Source organism: Corynebacterium sp. HMSC074C11 (assembly GCF_001809455.1).
GTDB lineage: Bacteria > Actinomycetota > Actinomycetes > Mycobacteriales > Mycobacteriaceae > Corynebacterium > Corynebacterium amycolatum.
Window position 1 is genome coordinate 80,419 of sequence record NZ_KV797736.1, and the last position, 23,721, is coordinate 104,139.

At 59.6% G+C, this 23,721-nt stretch carries 21 protein-coding genes; 16 read left to right on the forward strand and 5 right to left on the reverse strand.

The window, feature by feature from the left end; all coding sequences use genetic code 11:
- The first annotated feature begins 4 nt into the window (after positions 1-4).
- The 11 genes from murG to HMPREF2614_RS06845 all read left to right on the forward strand — a co-directional run bounded on the left by murG (position 5) and on the right by HMPREF2614_RS06845 (position 14,106).
- Positions 5-1,177: an undecaprenyldiphospho-muramoylpentapeptide beta-N-acetylglucosaminyltransferase gene (murG, locus tag HMPREF2614_RS06795; RefSeq protein ID WP_049182132.1), complete on the forward strand. Its 1,173-nt coding sequence runs from the start codon at positions 5-7 to the stop codon at positions 1,175-1,177.
- Between the two features lie 13 nt (positions 1,178-1,190).
- Positions 1,191-2,684 (forward strand): UDP-N-acetylmuramate--L-alanine ligase, encoded by a 1,494-nt coding sequence (murC, locus tag HMPREF2614_RS06800; RefSeq protein ID WP_049182131.1) that lies wholly within the window; start codon positions 1,191-1,193, stop codon positions 2,682-2,684.
- Between the two features lie 4 nt (positions 2,685-2,688).
- On the forward strand, positions 2,689-3,465 hold the full coding sequence (locus HMPREF2614_RS06805; protein WP_049182129.1) for a cell division protein FtsQ/DivIB: 777 nt from the start codon (positions 2,689-2,691) through the stop codon (positions 3,463-3,465).
- A 268-nt stretch (positions 3,466-3,733) separates the two neighbouring features.
- The gene (ftsZ, locus tag HMPREF2614_RS06810) at positions 3,734-5,053 is read left to right on the forward strand and encodes a cell division protein FtsZ (protein WP_038625796.1); all 1,320 of its coding nucleotides are present in this window, start codon (positions 3,734-3,736) and stop codon (positions 5,051-5,053) included.
- 6 nt (positions 5,054-5,059) lie between these two features.
- Complete coding sequence (pgeF, locus tag HMPREF2614_RS06815; RefSeq protein WP_049182127.1) at positions 5,060-5,782, forward strand: peptidoglycan editing factor PgeF; 723 nt, start codon at positions 5,060-5,062, stop codon at positions 5,780-5,782.
- 122 nt (positions 5,783-5,904) lie between these two features.
- Positions 5,905-6,426 (forward strand): cell division protein SepF, encoded by a 522-nt coding sequence (sepF, locus tag HMPREF2614_RS06820; protein WP_049182126.1) that lies wholly within the window; start codon positions 5,905-5,907, stop codon positions 6,424-6,426.
- A gap of 63 nt (positions 6,427-6,489) precedes the next feature.
- Positions 6,490-6,789 (forward strand): YggT family protein, encoded by a 300-nt coding sequence (locus HMPREF2614_RS06825; protein ID WP_038625790.1) that lies wholly within the window; start codon positions 6,490-6,492, stop codon positions 6,787-6,789.
- A 398-nt stretch (positions 6,790-7,187) separates the two neighbouring features.
- On the forward strand, positions 7,188-8,201 hold the full coding sequence (locus HMPREF2614_RS06830; RefSeq protein WP_049182125.1) for a DivIVA domain-containing protein: 1,014 nt from the start codon (positions 7,188-7,190) through the stop codon (positions 8,199-8,201).
- Positions 8,202-8,621: 420 nt separating this feature from the next.
- Complete coding sequence (ileS, locus tag HMPREF2614_RS06835) at positions 8,622-11,882, forward strand: isoleucine--tRNA ligase (protein ID WP_080972916.1); 3,261 nt, start codon at positions 8,622-8,624, stop codon at positions 11,880-11,882.
- Positions 11,883-11,897: 15 nt separating this feature from the next.
- Positions 11,898-13,364, forward strand: a complete 1,467-nt coding sequence (locus HMPREF2614_RS06840) for a DNA polymerase IV (protein ID WP_049182123.1) — start codon at positions 11,898-11,900, stop codon at positions 13,362-13,364.
- Positions 13,365-13,443: 79 nt separating this feature from the next.
- Positions 13,444-14,106 (forward strand): DapH/DapD/GlmU-related protein, encoded by a 663-nt coding sequence (locus HMPREF2614_RS06845; RefSeq protein ID WP_080972915.1) that lies wholly within the window; start codon positions 13,444-13,446, stop codon positions 14,104-14,106.
- Position 14,107: 1 nt separating this feature from the next.
- Here the strand turns inward: HMPREF2614_RS06845 and HMPREF2614_RS06850 are convergent, their stop codons facing one another.
- Positions 14,108-15,085 carry an asparaginase gene (locus HMPREF2614_RS06850; protein WP_065423000.1) on the reverse strand — a complete coding sequence of 326 codons (978 nt, stop codon included), beginning with the start codon at positions 15,083-15,085 and terminating at the stop codon, positions 14,108-14,110.
- Positions 15,086-15,218: 133 nt separating this feature from the next.
- On the opposite strand from HMPREF2614_RS06850, the gene HMPREF2614_RS06855 reads away from it, so the two are divergent.
- Complete coding sequence (locus HMPREF2614_RS06855; protein ID WP_224786585.1) at positions 15,219-15,962, forward strand: WKL family lipoprotein; 744 nt, start codon at positions 15,219-15,221, stop codon at positions 15,960-15,962.
- A 169-nt stretch (positions 15,963-16,131) separates the two neighbouring features.
- Here the strand turns inward: HMPREF2614_RS06855 and HMPREF2614_RS06860 are convergent, their stop codons facing one another.
- Positions 16,132-17,160, reverse strand: coding sequence for a hypothetical protein (locus HMPREF2614_RS06860; RefSeq protein WP_224786584.1), 1,029 nt, complete (start codon positions 17,158-17,160; stop codon positions 16,132-16,134).
- A gap of 90 nt (positions 17,161-17,250) precedes the next feature.
- On the opposite strand from HMPREF2614_RS06860, the gene lspA reads away from it, so the two are divergent.
- The 4 genes from lspA to rarD all read left to right on the forward strand — a co-directional run bounded on the left by lspA (position 17,251) and on the right by rarD (position 20,611).
- Positions 17,251-17,820, forward strand: a complete 570-nt coding sequence (lspA, locus tag HMPREF2614_RS06865; RefSeq protein ID WP_038625775.1) for a signal peptidase II — start codon at positions 17,251-17,253, stop codon at positions 17,818-17,820.
- A gap of 68 nt (positions 17,821-17,888) precedes the next feature.
- On the forward strand, positions 17,889-18,800 hold the full coding sequence (locus HMPREF2614_RS06870; protein ID WP_038629067.1) for an RluA family pseudouridine synthase: 912 nt from the start codon (positions 17,889-17,891) through the stop codon (positions 18,798-18,800).
- A complete protein-coding gene (locus tag HMPREF2614_RS06875) occupies positions 18,797-19,522 on the forward strand; it encodes a hypothetical protein (protein WP_070560597.1) in 726 nt (241 codons plus the stop codon). Before HMPREF2614_RS06870 ends, HMPREF2614_RS06875 begins: the two co-directional genes overlap by 4 nt.
- Positions 19,523-19,642: 120 nt before the next feature.
- The gene (gene rarD, locus HMPREF2614_RS06880) at positions 19,643-20,611 is read left to right on the forward strand and encodes an EamA family transporter RarD (protein WP_038625764.1); all 969 of its coding nucleotides are present in this window, start codon (positions 19,643-19,645) and stop codon (positions 20,609-20,611) included.
- Here rarD and HMPREF2614_RS06885 read toward each other — a convergent pair.
- The 3 genes from HMPREF2614_RS06885 to HMPREF2614_RS11140 form a co-directional block, all read right to left on the reverse strand.
- On the reverse strand, positions 20,608-22,035 hold the full coding sequence (locus tag HMPREF2614_RS06885) for a D-arabinono-1,4-lactone oxidase (RefSeq protein WP_038625763.1): 1,428 nt from the start codon (positions 22,033-22,035) through the stop codon (positions 20,608-20,610). The genes rarD and HMPREF2614_RS06885 overlap by 4 nt on opposite strands.
- Positions 22,032-23,321, reverse strand: coding sequence for an alanine racemase (locus tag HMPREF2614_RS06890; protein ID WP_038625762.1), 1,290 nt, complete (start codon positions 23,319-23,321; stop codon positions 22,032-22,034). Before HMPREF2614_RS06890 ends, HMPREF2614_RS06885 begins: the two co-directional genes overlap by 4 nt.
- A 79-nt stretch (positions 23,322-23,400) precedes the next feature.
- A complete protein-coding gene (locus HMPREF2614_RS11140) occupies positions 23,401-23,565 on the reverse strand; it encodes a hypothetical protein (RefSeq protein ID WP_016422979.1) in 165 nt (54 codons plus the stop codon).
- Positions 23,566-23,721 lie beyond the last annotated feature (156 nt).

The following is a 23,721-nucleotide window of genomic DNA, read 5'->3' on the forward strand; positions in this document are numbered from 1 at the left end:
CACCATGGCAGACAAGAATCTGGGCGCAGCCGCTGGGGCGAAAGGCGCTTCGGAGTCTGAGCAGTTTCTCAAGGAAGATGGCTCTGCTCCGACCATTGTGGTGGCCGGCGGTGGTACGGCTGGCCATATCGAACCCGCACTGGCAGTGGCGGATGCGATTTTGAACCTGCAGCCGGAGGCCCGCGTCATTGCACTCGGTACGAATCGGGGGTTGGAGTCGACCCTCGTACCGGCGCGAGGCTATGACCTGGAACTGATTCCGCCAGTGCCGGTGCCGCGCAAGCCGACTGCGGATTTGTTCAAGCTGCCTCTCAACGTCGCTCGCGCGGTGCGTGAGACCCGCAAGGTTTTCAAGCGTATTGACGCTGATGCGGTCATCGGTTTTGGCGGCTACGTATCGGCACCTGCCTACATGGCGTGTCGTGCGGGGAAGAAGATTCCGTTCCTGGTTCACGAGGCCAACGCCCGTGCGGGTCTGGCCAATAAGCTCGGTGTCGCACTCGGCGGCGTCGGCCTGGCCGCTGTGACCGGTTCAGGTCTGAAGGCCGAGGTCGTCGGCAATCCCGTGCGTGCCAGCCTCGCGGCGCTGGACCGCGACGCCAAGCGTGCCGAAGCCCGCGAGTTCTTCGGTTTACCGCAGGAGGGACCGGTGCTCTTTGTCACCGGTGGTTCGCAGGGGGCGCGTTCCATCAACGAAGCTGTCAGCGGTGCAGCCGCAGAGCTCGCCCAGGCCGGTGTATCCGTACTGCATGCCTACGGAAAGAAGAATCACGTCGAGGTCGAGTCCATCCGCGAGGACGCCCCCTATGTCGCTGTCCCGTACATCGACCGGATGGATCTGGCGTACTCCGCCGCTGACCTGATTTTGTGCCGTTCCGGTGCGATGACGGTAGCTGAAGTCTCAGCTGTCGGCCTGCCTGCGGTGTATGTACCGCTGCCACACGGAAATGGGGAACAGGCACTCAACGCCACCGATGTCATCGATGCTGGCGGCGGCATTCTCATCGCCGACGAGTCGCTGACTGCGGCATCAGTTTCGGATATCGTAATTCCGCTGGTCACGTCCCCTGAAAAGCTTGCCGACGGGCGCCGCGCCCTGGCCAATATCGGACATGGTAACGCTGCGGAGAACATCGCCCGTCGGGTGCTGTCTGCGGCTGTGAACTCTAAGAAGTAAAGCGAGCATAAACATGAACGTTAATTTCGATGGCTTTCAGCCGGTAACGGGAGAGCTGCCCGCAAGTGTCCACATGATTGGCATTGGCGGTGCCGGCATGTCCGGTATCGCTCGCATCCTGTTGGCGCGTGGCATTCGTGTTACCGGTTCCGATGTCAAGGAGTCCCGCGCGGTGGTGGGACTGCGTGCGATGGGAGCCACCATCGCCATTGGCCATGACCGTGCGAATCTCGAGCTGGCCGGTGAGGGAGAGTTCCCGGAGGCAGTGGTCATTTCCTTCGCAGCTATTCCGAAGACGAATCCGGAGCTGGCCGGTGCACATGGGCTGGACATTCCGGTGCTCAAGCGTTCCGATGTGCTAGCGCTGTTGATGCAGGACTCCAGGGCCCTTCTGATTGCCGGTACTCACGGCAAAACCTCTACTACGTCGATGACCGTCGCCGCTTTGCAGGCAGCTGGTTTGGATCCGTCTTTTGCTGTTGGCGGTCTAATGAGCAAGGCCGGCGTCAATGCTCACCAGGGCAGTGGTGACGTCTTTGTTGCTGAGGCCGATGAGTCGGATGCCTCGTTGTTGACTTACCAGCCGGAAGTGGCCGTAATTACCAACATCGAGCCCGATCACCTTGACTTTTTCGGGGACGACGAGACCTACTACGCCGTCTTTGACGCTTTTGCAGAGCGCATTAAAGACAGCGGTCATCTGGTCGTCTGTGCTGAGGATCCGCATGCGGCCGCATTGGGCGAGCGCGCGGTGGAACGCGGCATTAACGTGCTGGCTTATGGTGGGGAAGAAGCCTTGGCTAAACACCCGACGCTGCCGGTTGGTGCCGTTTTGCACGGCTGGACTCCCGTCGGTGGTGGCGCCCGTGTGGAGGCCACCGTTGGCTCGACATCGGTGAGGTTTGAACTGCATCAGCCCGGCCGTCACATGGCGCTCAACGCGCTGGCCGCAATGGTTGGTGGCGACTGCGTCGGGGCAGATCTGGGGCGTATGGCGCGCGGTCTTGGTGAATTCACCGGTGTCCGTCGTCGCTTCGACTATCACGGCAGTATCGGCGAGGGGCCATTTGTTGGCGCTCGTATCTACGACGACTACGCGCATCACCCGACCGAGGTCTCCGCAGTTCTCGGCGCAGCTCGGGAATTGGTCACCGAGGCCGGTCGTGGCAATGTCATCGCTGTTTTCCAGCCGCACTTGTACTCGCGTACTCGCAACTTTGCCGACGAGTTCGCTGCAGCCCTGTCGCTGGCGGACAAGGCTGTTTTGCTCGATGTCTTCGGTGCCCGCGAGGAGCCACTGCCGGGCGTCGACGGTGCGCTCATCGCCAACAAAATGACCATCCCTGTGACGTATGAGCCGCATTTCACCAGCGTCCCGGCTCGCGTCCGCGAAATCGCCGAACCGCACGATGTCATCTTGACCATCGGTGCTGGCTCTGTGACGATGCTTGCCGACGAAATCGTGCGCGAGCTCAGCGGAGACAACGACGAACAGGTGGAGTCGTAGCACTGTGAAAACCAGCCGAAAGCAATCTCAGCAGACCGACGGTGCAGACCAGGGCACAGCCGTGTCGCGGCGACAGCGTTCAGCGCGCGCCCCGCGACGCGGCTGGCTCATCGGCGGTGGCCTGGTCGCGATTATCGCCATCGTTGCAGCGGTGGTGTGGTTTTCGCCGTGGCTGGTTGTGAAAAACATTGATGTTGAAGGCGTCGTCCACGGTGATAAAGACGCGATTGTCGACGCCAGTGGTATCTCCGAGAATCAAAAGCTCATTCGCTTGGACACGGATGCCTCAGCGCGCTCCGTGGCGGGGCAGCCGTGGGTCGATAGCGTGACCGTCAGTCGTTCATGGCCGCAGGGCGTGACTATTTCGGTACGGGAATTCACCCCAGTGGTGTTTGTCCGTGCCACTGACGGAGAGCATCTGTTTTCCGCAAATGGGCAGGAGTTCGTCACGGCAGCCCCGCCTCCGGGTGTCATCGAAGTTGTTGATGCACCTCGCGTGGATGAGCCAACAGACGGCAAAGTTGACCCCGAACCGCGCGTTATCAAGGCGGTTTTGAACGTCGTCAAGGCGTTGCCGGAGCCCGTCGCACACCGTGTGGAGCGGATTAGCGCGCCTTCCGAGGCAGAAATCAAGCTATTTCTGACCGATGGATACGAGGTGTACTTCGGGTCCTCGGATAATGCGGCAGAAAAAGCGCGTGCGACGGAGATTGTCCTGAACCGTGGCGAGAAGATTTGGAATGTCTCCAACCCCCGACTACCCGCTGCAAAGGGAGAGTAGAGAATGGTGGTGTCTGGAGTGATTTCTGTGGCTAAACACTATCCCTCAAGTGCAGGTTTAAGGTAGCGACACGCGCTAAAAGGTCGCTGAATTATTTGCAGTTTTCGACCACAATGGGGTCAACAGCTTTTCGGCCATGATGCACTTCTTCCGTGCGGTGTCATGGAGAGCTGTACTGCCCGGCGGTGCCAATGCTGTCGTGCGGCCCATGTGCAACGTGGCTAGATGAAATTATTTAGGACCTATAGGAAAGGGCGAGAAACGCGCAATGACCTCCCCGAATAACTACCTCGCCGTTATCAAAGTCGTCGGTGTCGGCGGCGGTGGCGTCAATGCTGTCAACCGCATGATCGAGGAGGGGCTGAAGGGTGTCGAATTTATCGCAGTCAACACCGACTCGCAGGCCCTGATGTTCTCCGACGCTGATGTCAAGCTCGACATCGGGCGTGAGGCAACTCGTGGTCTGGGAGCTGGCGCTAACCCCGAGGTTGGCCGCACTTCTGCGGAAGACCACAAGGATGAGATTGAAGAGACCCTCAAGGGCGCCGATATGGTCTTCGTTACCGCAGGTGAGGGCGGTGGCACCGGTACTGGTGCAGCTCCGGTTGTCGCGAGCATCGCCAAGAAGTCCGGCGCCCTGACCGTCGGCGTAGTAACCAAGCCGTTCGACTTCGAGGGCAAGCGCCGTGCGCGCCAGGCCGCTGAGGGCATTGAAACCCTCAAGGAGGTCTGTGACACCCTTATCACCATTCCGAACCAGCGTCTGCTGCAGATTGGTGAGCAGGATTTGTCCATGATGGACGCGTTCCGCTTTGCCGACGAGATTCTGTACAACGGTGTCCAGGGTATTACTGACCTGATTACCATTCCGGGCATGATTAACGTCGACTTCGCCGACGTCCGCTCGGTAATGGCGGAGGCTGGCTCGGCTCTGATGGGCGTTGGCTCCGCACGTGGCGATGACCGTGTGATGAACGCCGCTACTCAGGCCATTAACTCCCCGCTGCTGGAGTCCACCATGGATGGTGCACAGGGTGTGCTTATTTCCGTCGCCGGTGGCTCCGACCTCGGTCTGATGGAGGTCAACGCCGCCGCGTCCATCGTGGAGGAAAAGGCTGACCCGGATGCCAACATCATCTTCGGTACCATCATCGACGACAACCTCGGTGACGAAGTTCGCGTCACTGTGATTGCTACCGGTTTTGAGCAGGGTAACGGCAACCCGCTGGACAAGCCAGCCGCAGGTGCCGCTGCACGACCGGCTGCACAGGATGTCGAGGCGCGTCCGGCCGCTGAGCAGGCGCCGCGCCAGGGCAGCGCACTGCCGGGCGGTGACAACCTCGGCACTCCGGCTCCGCGTGCGGAGGAAGAGCGTCCGGTCGCACAGCCGCGCGAGCGTGAGGACCGCGACCGCTTTGTCCCGCGCACCAATCCGAACAGCGGTGGTCTGTTCACCGACAACCCGACACCGCGTACGCAGGAAAACCGCAACTACCGTGGTGCTCACCGTTACAAGGATCGCGATGACCGCGATGATCGTCGTGGTGGCTACCAGGCCTCCAGTGACCTGCCGGAGTGGGGCTTCTAAGAAATCATGACTGAATCCCGCCGCAGCCGAAAAATTCTGACGAATCGGCGCGGCGGGTTTTCGCTGCCACCATATGATTCTTTCAATCTTGGAGATCATGTCGGCGATGACCCGTCCGCAGTCGAACGCAACCGCCAGCGCTTGGCCGATTCTCTGGGAATCGACCGCGCCCGCTTCGTCTATATGGAGCAGCTTCACACCAACACGGTCACCGTCGTCAACGAACCACAAACTGAGCCTGTCCCGGCTACTGACGCCATCGTCACGACCACGCCGGGTCTCGCGCTGGTAGTGCTCGTTGCCGATTGCGTTCCCGTCTTGCTTTCCGACGATCATGCGGGTGTCGCCGCTGCGGTACACGCGGGGCGGACCGGTGCCCGCAACGGAATCGTTCGTAAATCTGTCGAAAAGATGATTGAGCTCGGTGCCACGCCCGAGAATATCCATGCGCTTCTCGGTGCGGCGGCTTCTGGGCACAATTACGAGGTGCCTGAGTCGATGGCCGATGACGTCGATAAGCACTTGCCCGGAGCGAAGACGCGAACGAAGCAGGGGACTGCCGGTGTCGACGTGCGCGCCGGCCTGTTGCGTCAGCTCTATGACCTCGGCGTGCGGCATCTCAACGTCGAGCCCAGCTGCACTATTGACAATGAGCAGTACTTTTCCTACCGGCGGGAGGGAAAAACTGGCCGTCAGGCGGGCATCGTGATCCTGCCTGAGCAGGACTAAGTTTCAAAGTTGTAATTTTGGCTCACCAAATTTGCGCGTGTCTATGCGATATTGCTGACCCAGCCGGTAGGTTGTGGGTAGCACAGACTTAAATTCGCACACTAAGAAGGACGTAGCAGAAGATGGCTGATTTCTTCCGTGGGGTTTCAAATTTCTTCGGTCTTACCCCGACTGATGACGCGGCTTACGACGAGCACTACGACGAGTTTGACCGCCGTGACGAGGAGCGTTTTGATGACTCCTATGCCGACTCGCGTCGTGCGGAGCGCCACCGCTACGAGCTGCGCGAAGAGGCTCCAGGTGAGGCTGCAAGTGTGAACTCCCGCGAGGAGGACTACCGCTACGGCAACCTGCACTCCGTTGCTGAGACCAAGGAACCAGAGCAGGTCTTTATCAAGCCGGAAAGTGGTTTCCAGGACAAGTACTCCAAGGCTCCGGACATCGGTTCACACTTCCGCGACGGTGACATCGTCACCTTCGATCTGAGTGAGCTCGACCCATCTGAGGCTAAGCGCTACGTCGACTTCGTTGCTGGACTGGTTTTCGGTCTGCGCGGCCGGATCAAGGCTGACGGCTCCGTGTTTACCCTGTACCCGCACGGCTGCGATGTCAACGAGGGGCAGTTCGACCGGATGTCCGGCTAGTCAGCCGGCTCGCATGACTTGTTAGTATTTCGTATTTCGATTAATTAGCTAGACTGTTTATTCGTGTCTTCACTACTGCTAGTTCTGCTAATCCTGCTGAAGCTTTTCACCTATCTGCTGTTGGCTCGCATCGTGATTGAAATGATTCAGTCATTTTCTCGATCCTGGCGACCGGGCAGGGTGTTTTCGTCGATTGGCGAAATTGTTTTTGTCATCACCGACCCGCCGGTGAAGCTGTTGCGCCGACTCATCCCGCCTATGCCGATGGGCAACGTGATGGTGGACATGTCTGTGCTTGTTTTGTTCTTCATCCTTATGATTCTGCGAATGGTGCTGCAGGTAGCTCTCGGTGCGGTGGCGTAAATATCGCTAACTGTTTGCTTGGGGTCCACAATGTGGATTTCGGTGGAGCTGTGTTGTTTTGACTGTCCCGAATGTGATGTTCTCGGGCATTGAATTGCTGCCGGGGGTGTTAATCGGGGGCAATAATAGGAACCCGTAGGGGAATGTAATCCCCAACGGGTTTTTGTTGTGTCGGGGGTAAAGCTCTGTGGCTAAAGGTGCAGGGTAAGGGCGAGGTTTAACGTTTTACTAGAACTTTGCCACTGGTTAGAACGTGGGAGATAGAGTCCTGCCCAAAATAAATGGGGTGAGGACTGTGACTAGAGCAGGTAGGATTGGCCGGGTAAACAGTACTACTGGAAATAATTCTCTTAAGATTTCTTAAGAACTGTCCGCTCAAAGTGTTAGGGGAACTCACCATGCCGTTGACTCCGGCTGATGTGCATAATGTGGCTTTCAGCAAGCCTCCGATTGGCAAGCGTGGTTACAACGAGGATGAGGTCGACCAGTTCCTCGACCTCGTGGAGGACGCACTGGGTGAGCTCCAGGATGAAAACGCTGAGCTGCGCCAGCGCGTTGAGGACCTTGAAGGTCAGCTAGAGCAGGGTGGCGGCGCAGACTACGCCGCTTCCGGTGCTGCCGCTGCGACGCCGGCTGTCGATGAAGACAAGCTGCGCAAGGAAATTGAGCAGGAGCTGCGCGCTGAGTACAACGAGCGACTGAACGCTCAGCAGCAGGAGATTGAGGCTCGCTACCAGGATCGTCTGGATGCTCTTGAGAAGCGTGCTTCTGAGGCAGAGGCTTCTGCACAGCAGGCTTCCTCCGCATCTGCGGCGCAGCCGCAGACAGTTGCAGCAAGCACCGGCACTGAGTCGCAGGAAGTTAGCCTCCGTGCTGCTCGTATCCTGCAGGCTGCTCAGGACACCGCCGATCGCGTCACCACTGACGCCGACGCTGAGGCGAACAAGCTTGTCACCGAGGCTCGTGAGAACGCTGACCGCACCGTGGCAGAGGCCAATGAAGAGGCCGAGCGCACTGTCACCAACGCTCGCAACGAGGCAGACGCAACTTTGGCTGATGCCAAGGAGCGCAGTGAGCAGTTGCTGGCTGATGCCCGCAACGAGTCTGAGTCGACCCTCACCGACGCTCGCCAGCGCAGCGAGCAAATGATTAGCGACGCAGACGCTCGTTCCAACGCCACCATCACCGCAGCGCAGCAGAAGGCAACCGCGCTGCAGGAGGATGCAGAGCGCAAGCACCACGAGATTATGACCACCGTCAAGGAGCAGCAGACCGCTCTGGAGGGTCGCATCGAGGAACTGCACATCTTCGAGCGCGAGTATCGCACCCGCCTGAAGACCTTCCTGGAGTCTCAGCTGGACGACCTGAACTCTCGCGAGTCGGCTGCCCCGGCCGACGGCTACAACAACTAATTACGTAGCCAATACGTAGAAAACCACCACGCTCGGCTCCCCAGGAAGGGGAGGCAGAGCGCGGTGGTTTTTGTTATCTTTCCCTGCGACCCAAGCGCATTCTTTGTTTCGGTCAGGGTTGTAGTAGTTGCCTGAGACACTGCTATACTGACACCCATACACGCAATGAGCCGGCCATCACCGGGGAGCGTTTCGGAAGAACAGTCCAGCAATAAATGGGCCCAGTAGAACCGAACGGTTTGGCACCGTTACAAAGCCGTATTAAATAAGCGGGCTATCGCGTGAAACCGCATGGTTCTTGTTCGCAAGAACCGTCGTAAAGCGTGATGCCAAGCGGGGTGGTACCGCGCGAGACTCCTTTTCAGTGTCACCAGTAACAACGCTGAAGGGGCTAGGCACGCGTCCCCGTGGTGAGTATTAATGATGTTCGACCACGGAAGTGACGTAAAAACGGTGTCTAATTCGAACGATGTAAATGCCTCTGCTGAGGCCACTCCGGCAGGCGGCGCGTATCCGCGCACTGCTGACTTTGGTAAGTACACGTCGAGCCCGAAGTTCCCGGAGCTGGAGGAAAAGGTTCTGGAGTACTGGGGTAAGGACAGCACTTTCCAGGCCTCTATTGATCAGCGCGATGGGGCGGACGAATACGTCTTTTATGATGGCCCGCCGTTTGCCAACGGTCTACCGCACTACGGTCACCTGCTGACCGGTTACGTCAAGGACATCGTTCCGCGTTACAAGACCATGCGTGGTTACCAGGTTGGCCGTGTCTTTGGCTGGGACTGCCATGGTCTGCCGGCTGAGCTGGAGGCAGAGAAGCAGCTCGGTATTAAGGACAAGGGCCAGATTGAGGAAATGGGTCTGGCTAACTTCAACAAGTACTGCGCCGAGTCGGTGCTACGGTATGCGGGCGAGTGGAAGGAATATGTCACTCGTCAAGCTCGTTGGGTTGACTTTGACGGCGGATACAAGACCATGGACATGAGTTACATGGAGTCCGTGATCTGGGCCTTCAAGGAGCTCTATAACAAGGGCCTGGTCTACCAGGGGTTCCGCGTGCTGCCGTACTCCTGGGCAGAGCACACCCCGCTATCCAACCAGGAGACCCGCCTGGATGACTCCTACAAGATGCGGCAGGACCCGACCCTGACCGTGACCTTCCCGTTCACCGGCGCCAAGGCCGGCTCTGCAGCGGAGAAGACTCTGGCGGACAACCCGGTGCTCGCTGACACTGCGGCTATCGCTTGGACCACCACGCCGTGGACGCTGCCGTCCAACCTTGGCCTGGCCGTGAACCCGAAGGTCACCTATGCCGTAGTTAAGGTCGGAGGGGATTCCTCCGTGCCGGAGTTTGCAGGTAAGACCTTCCTGCTGGCAGAGGCGCTGATTGGTGCCTATGCCAAGGAATTGGGCAAGGAACACGAGGTCGTGGCTACGTTCGCTGGTGCTGACCTGGAAGGTCTGACCTACCAGCCGATCTTCGAGTACTTCGCAGATCACCCGAACGCCTTCCAGATTATGGTGGCCGACTATGTCACCACCGAGGACGGTACTGGTGTGGTCCATCAGGCACCGGCATTCGGTGAAGACGATATGAACACCTGTAATGAATACGGCATCGATGTCATCATTCCGGTGGACATGGACGGTAAGTTCACTTCCCAGGTGCCGGAGTACCAGGGCAAGTTGGTCTTCGACGCTAACAAGGACATCATCCGTGACCTGAAGGCCGCTGGCCGCGTCGTCCAGCACCGCACCATCGAGCACTCCTACCCGCACTCCTGGCGTTCGGGCGAGCCGCTAATCTACATGGCACTGCCAAGCTGGTTCGTGTCCGTTACCAAGATCCGCGAGCGCATGGTGGAGCTCAACCACAACGAGATTGAGTGGATGCCGGAGCACGTGCGCGACGGTCAGTTCGGCAAGTGGCTCGAGGGGGCACGTGACTGGAATATCTCCCGTACCCGCTACTGGGGTTCGCCTATTCCGGTGTGGGTTTCCGACAACGACGAGTACCCGCGTGTCGACGTCTACGGTTCCCTCGATGAGCTGGAGGCGGACTTCGGCGTTCGCCCGACCACACTGCACCGCCCGGAGATTGACGAACTGGTGCGCCCGAACCCGGACGACCCGACCGGCAAGTCCATGATGCGCCGCGTCCCGGACGTCCTGGATGTCTGGTTCGACTCCGGTTCCATGCCGTTTGCGCAGTTCCACTACCCGTTCGAGAACAAGGAGTGGTTCGAGTCCCACGCACCGGCCGACTTCATTGTGGAGTACATCGGCCAGTCCCGCGGCTGGTTCTACCTGCTTCACGTCCTGTCGGTTGCACTGTTTGACCGCCCGGCGTTCAAGAAGGTCGTCGCCCACGGCATCGTGCTGGGTGATGACGGCAACAAGATGAGTAAGTCCAAGCGCAACTACCCGGATGTCAACGAGGTCTTCGACCGCGACGGCTCCGACGCCATGCGCTGGTTTCTCATGTCCAGCCCGATTCTGCGCGGTGGCAATCTGATCGTCACCGAGCAGGGTATTCGCGAGGGCGTGCGCCAGGCGCTTCTGCCAATGTGGAACGCATACTCGTTCCTGCAGCTCTACGCCTCCAAGCCGGCCGAGTGGTCGGTGGACTCCGACAACATCCTGGACAAGTACATCCTGGCCAAGCTTGCAGCAACTGTCCGTGCTGTCACTGAGTGCCTGGACAACACCGACATTGCTGCTGCCACCGATGAGGTCCGTCAGTTCTGTGACGCACTGACCAACTGGTACGTGCGCCGCTCCCGCGACCGCTTCTGGGCCGGCGATGTCAAGCACCCAGAGGCATTCAACACCCTATACACGGTGCTGGAGGTTCTCACCCGCGTGGCTGCTCCGCTGCTGCCGATGGCCACCGAGGTCATCTGGCGCTCGCTCACTGGCGGCCGCTCGGTGCACCTGGAGGATTGGCCGGACGTCGACAAGCTGCCGACCGATGACGAACTCGTTGAGTCCATGGACATTGTCCGCAATGTCTGCTCGGCAACATCGCGCATCCGCAAGGCCAACCAGCTGCGAAACCGCCTGCCGCTGAAGAAGCTAACCCTGGCATTCCCGGATGCCGAACGTCTGCGTGATTACGCCGACATCGTTTCCTCCGAGGTCAACGTCGACAAGGTGGAGTTCACCTCCGACGTGGACTCGGTGGGACGTTTCGAGGTCTCCGTCAACGCTCGCGTGGCCGGTCCACGCCTGGGCAAGGACGTTCAGAAGGTCATTAAGGCTGTGAAGTCCGGCAACTACGAGGTTGTCGACGGCGCCGTTGTCGCCGATGGTATTCCGCTGCAGGAGGGCGAGTACACCCGCAATCTGGTCGCGATCTCGCCGGATTCCACCGCTGAGGTCGACGGCGTCAATGGCCTGGTCGTGCTTGACACCGAGCTCGACGAGGACCTGGAGTCCCGTGGCTGGGCTGCTGACCGTATCCGCGGTCTCCAGGACGCCCGCAAGAACGCTGGCCTCGAGGTCACCGACCGTATCTCGGTGAAGCTGCAGGTCCCGTCCGAGCGTGAAGAGTGGGCAAACCGCCACGCTGACCTCATCGCCCGGGAAGTTCTTGCCACCGCTTTCGAAGTCGTCGCTGGCGGAGAGCCACTGAGCTACGACGTGGCGGACGGCTGCTCGGCGGATATTGCCAAGCAGTAGGGGAGAGTAATCTCAATGCCGACTTCCGGGCGGTGGGTCCTGCACATCGACATGGACGCGTTCTTCGCGTCCGTCGAGCAGCTCACCCGCCCGACTCTGCGCGGGCGGCCAGTTCTCGTCGGCGGACTGGGTGGTCGAGGTGTGGTCGCCGGTGCCTCCTATGAGGCCCGCGCGTACGGCGCGCACTCGGCTATGCCGATGGCCCGCGCACGTCGTCTCATGCCACCGACCGCAGTGACGGTCAGCGCGCGCAAGGGCATCTACGGGCCGGTGTCGCGCCGCGTGTTCTCTGTAATCCGCGAGCGCGTGCCCGTGGTCGAGCAGCTCAGTGTCGACGAGGCTTTCATGGAACCCGAAGAGCTTCAGGGAGCCTCGAAGGAGCAGGTCATTGCCTGGGCGGAGCAACTGCGGGCAGATATTCGGCGGGAGACCGGCTTGGCCTCGTCGATAGGCGCGGGCGCGGGCAAGCAGTTCGCAAAAATTGCGTCAGGCCTGGCGAAACCCGATGGCGTGTACGTGCTGGACCCCGCACGCAATCACGAGCTACTACACCCATTGCCGGTAGAGAAGCTCTGGGGCATTGGCCCTGTCACCGCTGCAAAACTGCACACACTGGGCGTGGAGACTATCGGTGATTTCGCCGCCATGTCCCAGCGCGATGTCGAGGTTTCGCTGACATCCAAAACCGGTGTGATGCTGTGGCAGCTGGCGCAGGGGACAGACGATCGGCCGGTTAAGGAACGCGATGTCGCCAAGTCTGTATCGGCGGAGTACACCTATCCCGAGGATCTGGAGTCGCAGGCCCAACTCCACGCCGCCATCGATCGCGCAGGTGAGTCCGCTTTTCGACGGCTCAAAAAAGATGGCCGTGGTGCCCGCACCATCACTTGCAAGGTGCGTCTGTCCGACTTGAGCATCCATACCCGATCTGAGACGCTCGCCTACGCCACACAGGACTTCGACACCCTCATGGCTGTCGCTCACCGAATCGCGTTCACACCCGCGGAGGTCGGCCCAGTGCGACTGGTGGGCGTCGGTTTCTCCGGGCTGGATTCACACATACAAGAAGTCCTGTTTCCTGAGCTCGACCGTGCTATCACCGTCGAAGATCGAGTGCCGGCACCTACGCTTTCCGACGCTCCCGCCGGCCTGGTCGAGCTATCTGGAACCGGTGCGTTGCCGACCGTTCGGCTTTCCGACTCCAAGTGGGCACCTACCTCGGATGTGCACCACAGTGAGTATGGACATGGTTGGGTACAGGGGTCGGGGCACGGGATTGTGACTGTCCGTTTTGAAAGCCGCACCAGTGGCCCCGGGCGCATGATCACGCTGAAGGAGGACGACCCGGAGCTGCGCCCGTGCTCTGCGGTGTGCAGTTTGGACTGGCCAGAGTGGCTGGCTTCCGACGAAGAAGCAGCTCTTGACTTGCCGCAACCTGAGCGTGAAAGTGAAGATGAGGTTGGCCCCGATGCGGATGCTTGATGCGGCTGCCTGATGTCGCCGTTATCCTCGGTGCCGTTCGCGCCTCCCTGTTTATGCGCTGACCGTAAACTGGGCCACTATGACTACCGAATCCCGCATTGCAGAGCTCGAGGCAGCTCGCCGCGCCTCGTTGCGCAACACCGATCGAGATCCGAATCCGACGACCACACTTCCCGACGACGGTCTGGATAACCGCCAGCGCATGCTGAACAGTCAGTGGTATATCGCCGATCATCCGGAATCGCAGGCTCTGAACGCGCGAATTGGCCAGGTGGCCGCGGAATTTGACGTCGCATTCCGGGAAGACCAGCAGGCAGCACAGCAAGTGCTAGCACCGGCACTGGGGTCTTTCGGAGAGGACAGCACCGTCCGCCCGCCGATCTACCTGGACTACGGCGATAACATCCACATCGGCGACAACGTTTTCATCAACTTTGGGCTCACCGCACTTGACGTGGTGAAGGTGACAATCTGCGACTACGCGCAGCTCGGGCCCAATGTGCAGCTGCTTCCACCAGTACACCCACTGGGAGCTGAGGCCCGCGCCGCTTATCTAGAGTCCGGTGATGAAATCATCATCGGGCGCAATGCTTGGATCGGTGGTGGAGCCATCATCCTGGGCGGTGTTTATGTCGGCGACGATTCCGTGGTCGCCGCGGGTGCGGTGGTGACTAAGGACGTTCCCGCGGGCGTAGTCGTGGCTGGAAATCCGGCGAAAATCATCCGCATCATCGAGGCGTGAATTAGAACAGCGTCTGCGGGTGCACATTCGCAGCCAGCGCGGCAGCGAGAATGATGCGCGCCTGCGGTGCATGCACGCAACCAGCGCTAATCACACCGTGCCGAGCCAGCGTCGCACCGCCACCGGCACCACCGTAGGCGGCGTGGACATCACCACGCGGGACGCGCGTTGCCATCACGACGGTCACATCAGCGGCAATGGCCCGGTCAATGGCGGCGGCAAACTCATCGGAGACATTGCCCGATCCCAGGCCTTCTACGACAATGCCGCGTGCACCGGCGGCGACGGCCGAATTCAGCTGTGATCCATCTGCACCTAAGTAGGCAGGGATAATCTCTACCTTCGAGCCCGCCAAGGCGGTCAGAGGCAGCGGATCTGGACGAACCGGCTCCTCCGGGGCATTAGTGGCAAAAGCTAAAGGATCGGTCGTGTGCCACTTTGTCGCACCTCGCACCGGCAAGACTGCGTGGCCAAAGACAATAAGAACGCCAATTCCCTGCGCAGAGGCATCGGAAGCAATGGTCACGGCCTCAAAGAGGTTCCCCGGTCCGTCGGTTTCGGGATGATCATAGGGAAGCTGTGCACCAGTAAAGACAACCGGACGCGAGTCAGCATGGAAAATATCGGCAGCCATGGCCGTTTCTTCCATCGTGTCCGTGCCATGAGTTACGACGACACCGTCCACGGAGTCGTCGTCAAGCACTTCGTGAATAGCGGCGAGAATACGGTCAACATCGGTGAACGCGAGATTCGACGAGTCCAGCATCCCGAGCTCACGAACCTCCAGCTCTAACATGCCCTCTGGATAACGCTGCGCGACCGCCGCAACGAGCTCCGCGCCCGAGATGGTCGGGGTTAGCGCACCGCTGCGATCCGTGGTGCAGGCGATGGTGCCGCCGGTGGTGATGACAACGATTCGGCGAGGGGAGGCCGGGATAGACGAGGCCGAGCTAGCCGGGGAATGATCCTGAGTCGACATGTCCACCATCTTACCCAGGCGGTGTTTTGGCCTTGTGTAGGATTATGGAAGGCGTGAAGCCAGCGAATCTTCATGCAGATTTTATTGGAGTAGTGCACATATGAAAGTCCCCTGCAACCAGCGCGTTAGCGGAATGCGTTGGCGCACAGCGCGTGGTGTGACAGTAGCGGCGATGGTCTCGGTCAGCGCACTTGGGCTCGCTGCCTGCGGTGGTGGCAATACTGCAGCGCCGACGACTGAATCGAAGACATCCAGCTCGGCGGAACCCGTCATCATGCTGCCGACGCGTGCAGAGCTTAACGACGTTCTCGCACGCCTCATCAACCCCGATCTACCTATCGAGGAAAAGGCTCTGACCATCGAGGACGGCGATACTGCCGGCGATTTCTTCGACATTGTCACCCACAGTGCCAATGAGCAGGAAATCAGCTTTGATGTCATTGACCCGGTCACGCCTGGATTTACTACTAAGCAGGCCGTAGCCGGTGTCAATATCCTCCGTCCGGAGGAAGATCCGATGCTCGTGGAGCAGGTGGACTTTATCCACCGGGATGGTCGTTGGATGCTGAGCAAGGAATGGGCCTGCAACCTGGCATCGACACTTGATCCGGAGCACAAGCCTGGGTTCTGCCTCGCGCCCGGCGAGACTCCTCCGCCGCCACCTGAGCCAGAAGAGGAAGAAACCCCGGTTGAAGAGGCTCCGGTTGAGGAGGCCCCAGCTCCGGTCGAGGAGCCAGCTCCGGCTGCGGAGCCCGAAGCGCCGGTCGAGGAAGTGCCGCCTCCGCCGCCTCCCGCGCCTGAACCACCGGCTGAAGAGGCTCCGCCTCCGCCACCGCCGCCGGCTGAGGATGCACCGCCTCCACCGCCTCCGGCTTAGGTGCCGTCGGGCCAGGCGTTACGGCCTAGTCCGGTCGGGTGCACTGGCCACACAAAAGAAAGTGTCTAGGTTTATGACAGTTCCGCCCATTTTTTGGGCAGAAAAGTGACATAAACCTAGACACTTTCTCGTCTTCTAACCTTGCGGTGGTACGAGCTAATCTTCTGGGCTACTTCCTCGAGCCGTCGCCGTCCTTAAACTCCAGCCCGCGATGCGTCTGCTGAGTGATGCGCACATCGGAGTTGCCGTCGCCGTAGGTCACGGAGGTAACAAAATCGATGTTGCCCTTCACCGGAAGGGGCTTGGTCAGGTCGATGGTGACGCGGTCGGCAAGCATGTCAGTCGTGGCCTCGACAACCTTCAGTGCACCCTCGCCGCCAGTGTCCAACTCCGTAACGGTCGGCACCTGCTTGACATCGACCTTCAAATTAACAATGTCTCCCGCACGGCTGAGCAGGGTATAGGTCACCTTCTGCGTCATCTTGGTCTGGCCTTCGACCTCGCTTTCGACCGTCCAGGTCGCATCCTTTCCGATGTCCTCGGAGGGGAAGACGATAGGTACGGAATGCAGCTGCTGCAGCGCCATCTCCACACCAGCGCGAGCGGTGTCGGTGGCCTTCTCCGGCGCTCCCAGCTTGAGTTCCTTGACCTCACCTGTGGCCGTTGTTGACGAATCAGAGATAAATCCCTGCGCGGTAGCGATATCCTCATTCAGCTCATCGTTGGAGCCGTGGGGTTTACCCACCTCTGACGTCACCGCACGAGTATCGTTATCACTGGTAACAGTGCTGGTCAGGGGGATTTCCAGGCGGGTGTCTGGGAAAGTCTGGTCGCTATCGGCGTTTCCGCCACGCTGTGCGAAGCCCTGTGTCACCGCCGCGGTCGACTCCTGCTCTGCACCGTCGTCCTTCCAGCGCACACTCGCCAGCTCACCGCTGCCAGCACTGGTCAATTCGATCTTGGGTTGTGCAACGTCCACGGGTTGTGTTTCCACCGAGCTTTCCGACGAGCACGCGGCCAGTGACACCACAGTAGTAGCGGCAACAACTGCGGTGCCGACCCTTGCCAGCAGGCCACGCTTGGTGTGACCAGCTCGGTCGCTGTGGCTAGGTCGACGGAACCACGAGGGGGTTGTGTCTCCTGTGCGTCGTAAAGCGGAGGAGGCCGGAACAAACTGAGATTGGAAACGTCGAGTCACACCGGTTAGCGTACCGGTTTCTTGGCGGATAGGAACCACCCGGGCGGTGTCAGTTGGCTGAATATGGGTTTGTTAGGCCATTATGGGACAGTGACTAAGAAGGAAACGAGGACATATTTCCCGCGGCGGGGGATTCTCGCCGCGGTTATTGTGTCAGTTGCGATTATTGATCAGCTGACCAAGATTATCGCTTTGAAGACTCTCGATGGCCGTCCTGCGGTGCAGGTGCTTGGCGATCTCTTCGAGTTGCGGCTCGTTTTTAACCCCGGTGCAGCCTTCTCCTTTGGCACGAACGCCACCTGGGTTTTTACCACGTTGCAGCTGGTTTACATCCTGGCTGTGATGTGCTGTTCCCATTGGCTGCGCAGTCCTATATCGGCGACTGCGGCGGGGCTTATTGCTGGTGGCGCGCTGGGCAACCTCATCGATAGGCTATTTCGGGAGCCCGGTTTCTATGTCGGCCACGTTGTCGATTTCCTGTCGGTGAAGGGTTTTGCCGTATTTAATATCGCGGACTCCGCGATTACTGTGGGCGTTATTATCCTCGTTATCTGGATGGTTTTTTCCAAGGAGCCGGATCTCTTCGCTGATCAGATTGCAGCGGAGAAGAAATCTGCTCAGAAGAATCAGAAGCAGTTGGCGGAGGGAGGACAGCAGTGAACGACAATGCACTAAATAGCGGTGCAGCACTCGGGGGAGCGCACCAGCCCGACCGAGAAACCCGGCAGATGCCCGTTCCACCGGGCTTAGCCGGAATGCGGGTAGATGCCGGTGTGGCTAAGTTGCTGGGGCTCTCGCGCACAGCGGTGGCTGATTTGGCAGCGGCTGGGGACATCACGGTTGATGGTGTGAGCGTTGGCAAGTCTGACCGCTTGGAAGAAAACGCTTTCCTCTCCGTGTTGTTACCGCCGGTGGAAAAGCCATTGGTTCCCAAAGAGGAACTCGTCGAGGGCATGGACGTGCTCTACCACGACTCCGATTTGGTAGCTGTTCACAAGCCTGTTGGCGTGGCTGCGCATCCGTCGGTCGGTTGGGAAGGTCCAACGGTTATCGGCGGGCTGGCGGCTGCTGGTTTCCGCATTTCTACCTCCGGTCCGCCCGAGCGAAAAGGTATCGTGCATCGCTTGGATGTTGGCACCTCTGGCGTGATGGTTGTCGCCTGCTCAGAGCGGGGCTACTCCGTGCTCAAGCGGGCGTTCAAAAACCGTGAGGTGTCGAAGACCTATCACGCTCTGGTTCAGGGGCATCCGGATCCGCTGTCGGGGACAATTGATGCTCCGATTGGCCGTCATCCTTCGGCGGGGTGGCGCTTTGCCGTCCGTCAGGATGGCAAAAATGCTGTGACGCACTACGAAACGCTTGAGGCCTTCGCCCCAGCAACGCTGTTGAAGGTGAATCTAGAAACTGGGCGCACGCACCAGATTCGTGTGCACTTCTCTGCGCTGAATCACCCATGTTGTGGCGATCCCATGTACGGTTCCGATCCGGCATTGGCCCAGCGGCTTGGGCTCAACCGCCAGTGGCTTCATGCTGTTTCGCTTGGTTTCCACCATCCGGCAGATGGTCGCTGGATGGAAATCGAATGTCCATACCCAGATGATTTGAACCACGCATTGGAAGTTTTGAGGCAGGGCGCATGACGCAGACTCCATTGGGATCCAAGAATCGAGCGCGCCCCGAAACTCGTGCGAAAAGCACCGGTGACGGCAGTATTTCGCCAGTGATGGCACTAATCTCAGGTTTCTGTGTTGTCGTATTGGTGATTGTTTTAGCAGTCGCTTCGACATCCGATCGCGTGAGCAAGCCGCAGAATATCAACGGCGATGCGCTCGGTCCAGACCCGTGGGAAGCAACCGAGCAGTACGTAGAGCGTGCCGACGAGTCCCTCGAGAATATGAAGAAGGAAGACTACCAGCTAAAGAACGGCCAGCCAGTCGTGGAGGACCCGAAGTTCTGGGCGATGGTGACTTTTGACCGGCTGCTCGATGCGCAAGAAGCGGCACAGGTCTATGAAAAAGAGCCCTCTCTGCGAGTATCGACTGCAATCATCGGTGGCGTGAGTACCCGGTATTTGCCGCAGCCGAGCAAAACGGCGAGTGAAGAAAAGCTGCTGCAAGATCAACTGGAGTTAGCGGCTGCCTACGCAGACGTCGCGATTGACGACGAACGGCTCGGCTTCAACGGTTTACTGGTCTATGGAGACGCTGAGGCGTTGATGAGTGTCAAGAAACTGCCTGCTGTTAAAGCAGTCGAGGCGCTGCCATCAGATGCGGCACGCGGCCGTTTTGGTATCCGACCGGTGCTGAGTTCCGGTTTCACGGATAAAGATCCGCTTTTTGCGCCGGGGCTGAGCCAGAACTAATAGAAGCCAGAACTAAGTGCCCAAATCCAAAAGACTAGGGTGAAGCGGCTAGAACTCTGCCGTCAGTACGCCGCCAGTACGCAGTCAGTTTCAACGAGAACGAAAAGGAGTCAGTCAACAGTGATTCAGGCATTCGGTGCGTACCTTTTGTGGGCGCTGTTTCCGCTCTACTTTCCGCTGCTGGAGCCGGCGGGGGCCGTGGAGATTTTGGCGCATCGATTCGTCTGGACGCTTGTCTTTATGGCCATTGCCCTCAGCTTCATGCGCGCATGGCCAGAGCTGAAGGCCGCGAGCGCCAAGACGTGGGGCACTATTTTTATTGCCGCACTGTTGATCTCCGTCAACTGGGGCGTGTACGTCTACCTGGTCAACAATGGGCAGGTGGCGGAGGCCGCACTCGGCTACTTCATTAACCCGCTGGTCAGCGTTTTGTTGGCGATGATTTTCTTCCGTGAAAGCATCTCGCGGTTGCAGCTCGGCAGTGTCATCTTGGCAACCATTGCGGTCATTGTTCTCACTATCGGTGTGGGACATCCGCCGTTGGGTGCGCTGGCGCTGGCGTTCAGTTTCGGTTTTTACGGACTAATGAAGAAGCGGGTATCGCTTTCCTCGGCAGCGTCGCTGACGGCCGAGTCCGCTGTAATCACACCGATCGCGCTGGCCTACATCTTCTGGTTGAGCTCCAACGGGCAGAGCACCTTTACCTCCGAAGGAACCGGCCACACGCTGCTCATGATGAGCGCCGGTGTTGCTACCGCCATTCCGTTGCTGCTCTTCGGCGAAGGTGCCAAGCGCCTGCCACTAGCCACCTTGGGCCTGATGCAGTACATCACGCCGGTTCTCCAGATCACTTTGGCAGTCACCGTGCTCGGCGAGGAGCTCGAGCCGGAGCGCTGGATTGGCTTCTTCATCATCTGGGGTGCCGTCGCGCTGTTCATCTGCGACCTCATCCTGAAGATGCGCCGTCAGCGTCGGGTACGCCGGGAACTCCGCAAGGCTGGCATTGAACCGGCCACGGTTCCCGACGATGCCGCCGACCAGACGGATGGGGCGGTTACCCGGGACGTCGTAAAGCCTGGAGATAACTAGCAGAAAAGGTCGCGTAGGTGCTCGTTGAGGAAGATTCCCTGCGGGTCGACCTTTTCGCGTAACGCCTGGACCTCGCCGAACAGCGGGTAGCGCTGCGAAAAATCCTCCGCGCGGAGCGTGTGCAATTTGCCCCAGTGCGGGCGACCTTCGTGGGCCTTGAAAATCGGCTCAATGAGGTTGAAGTACTCTCGGTAGTTTTCCTTCCAGTAGCGGTGGATGGCGATGTAGGCACTGTCGCGGCCGTACGCAGTTGACAGGGCCACATCATCGGCTTTTGCGGAGCGCACCTCGATGGGGAAGGAGATTTTCATCCTCTTGCGGGCAATCGCGTCGCGGATTTCTCCGAGGACATCGGAAGCGGCCTCGAGCGGGACGGAGTACTCCATCTCGGAGAAACGAACGCGGCGCGGCGAGACAAAGACCTTGTGCGCCTCGTTGGAGTAGCGGCGCTCGGGCACTGTGTTGGTGGCAATCCGGTTGATGGTATCGGTCGTAGCGGGAATGGCTTTGGCAATCTCGCAGCACGCCAAGAGTCCCATGTTGTTGACGACTTCGTCGTTAAGATACGTGCGCGCGCTGCCCAGGCGCTGCTTCAGGCTATTGCGGCTCGGGCGGCGGTGGCGCTGCGGTTCGATGCGAGTATTGTGCTTGACCAGCGTCTCGCGCTGTCCCGGGAACCAGAAAAACTCCAGGTGGTCAGCTTCTTTGCAACGCTCGGCGAAGCTCTTGCGCAGGGAATCAAACTCTTCGCGGTGTTCGTCGGCGTGCAGATCAAACGCCGGTACGACGGACATCGTGACCTCCGTAAGCACGCCGAAGACACCCAGCCCCAGCCGTCCGAGGCGGTAGAGCTCGCCGTCGATTCCCTCAGCGTCCGGATGGCAGTGCCTGACGACGCCATCCGCGGTGACAATCTTGAATCCCTTAACGGTGCCTGCGAAGCCGGTGAACCCAAGCCCGGTGCCGTGCGTGCCAGTAGAGATAGCGCCGGCCAGCGACTGCGGATCGACATCGCCCTGGTTGGGAAGGGCCCAACCGAGTGGGCGCAGAATACCTGGAGTATCGCGCAGACGAGTGCCGGCACGCAGGGTGGCGGTCTGGTTGGCGGCGTCGAGTTCGACCAGACCAGAGCAGCGGTCGAGTTGAACGCGGTGCCCATCGGTGGTGGCCACGGAAGTAAAAGAATGACCGGCCCCCAGCGGGCGCACCGTAGTTCCTTCGGTCTTCGCTGCCTTAATTACCGAGATGACGCCCTCGTCATCGTGCGGCTGATGCATATAGGACGGGGTGCACGATTGCGTGTGAGCCCAATTGTTCCAATGAGACTTGGCAGCAGCTTTCGCCTGCGCACGCCGACGTACGCGTGGTACGCGGGACTCAACTGTAGAGACTGTGAAGCGGGCGTTGTTGCGTGAATTGCTCATGTGAAGATCAATCCCTTTCCTCGGTACGTGGGCCAGTGGGCGATGATGGCGCCATCTCGAACTGCAATGGCTTCTTGTGTGTGTTCGGCTATTTCGCCGGCCTTGGCGTGGCGGAACCACACGGGATCTCCCAGCGAAATTGCATCGGCGGTCTTGCCGAGCAACGGAGTCTGCACCTCACCGGGGCCTTCCTCTGCCGCGTAGCGCAGGCCAGTGGGGTACCAGGGGGTTGGCAACCGATCATCTCCCGCCGGCCCAGAGGCAATTCGGCCACCGCCGGACACCGTGATCACGCCTTTCTTAGGGCGTCGCGTCGCCGGCAACACAAACCAGGACGCCGGGCGCAGATTGAATGCGCGATAGTTATCGAACAGTGTTGGTGCCAGGAATCCCGACCCCGCCGCTGCCTCGGTTACTGCGGCTTCGGCGCACGTCGACTCCAACGACCCCGTACCACCGCCGTTGACAAACTCCAGGGGTCCCGCCACTTTCTCGACTGCAGCGACAACCTTCGCGCGGCGCTTTGCCAACTCCTTCTTTGAGACGGCCTGCATCATTCGAATTGCTCGTGCACGCAGGGAGTTTCCGGCATCGCCCACTCCGGCAATGTGCCCCTCATACATCATGATTCCCGCCAGCTGTAGCTCCGGACGGGCAATGATCTGCTTGGCAAACGCCGCTGCCTGCTTCGGCGAGAACAAGCTGGAGCGCAGTGTACCGATATGCACGCCGGGCAGAGGGCGAAAGGACGCATCGACGTCCATGCACACGCGGATTGGCGCATTTTCGCTTGCCGACGGCGCCAGCACCTCCAGATGTTCGGGACGGTCAACCATTACGCAGATGGCGGCGCGCGCTGCATCATCGTCGGCAAGCTCTGAGATAGCGCGGGCGTCAAGTGTTGGGTAGGCGACGACGATGTCGTCGCTAATTCCTTCTCGGAATAGGTACAGCGCCTCTGCCAGCGAATATGCCAGCACGCCCTGGAAACCGGGGAAGGCCAGGACGTGCGAAATAAGCTGTGGAATGCGAATCGATTTCGAGGCCACGCGGATAGGCATACCGTTTGCGCGGCGGAGCATATCGCGGGCATTGGCTTCGACCGCCGCGAGGTCGACGACGACTGCAGGAAAGGAAGTGCAGTTAAGCAGCGTGTCGGTAGCTAGCGGCGGGCGGGCTGTCTGGGGCATCTGCGGCGGCAGCGCCTCAGGCAGGTGAGACATCGATGTCGGAGCCGGGCGGGATGTGCCCGAGGACTCCGGGGCAGAAGCTCGAGAAAGTTTCATGCCCTAAAACGTAATCATTGGAAACCTGTACTGTCTTTGATTTTGAAAAGAAAGTCAGAATTTCCCAGGCCTGTGCTTTTTAGACCAGCCAGCTGTAGCGGGCTGCATCCATGTTGGAGGTGATGACATCGCCATCGATGAGGTAGCCGGCGGCGACGGGGCGGCGGTCGATGGTGGCAAGAACCTCGTCAAGCTCGGGCTTGGGGAAGTAGGTGAAGTGGCCATCGGAAAGTGGTGCGAACACTGTGTTGCTCCTTCGATTCTTGGCTTTGGATTAACGGGAAAGGCTAACGGACGAGAGGAAATATGAGGACGTCCTCAAAAACCGTGATGTCGAGTATTGTCGACTGGTTTTGGAAAGTAAAGGATAGGAAGGGGTGATGTTGCACACGTCTGTAGC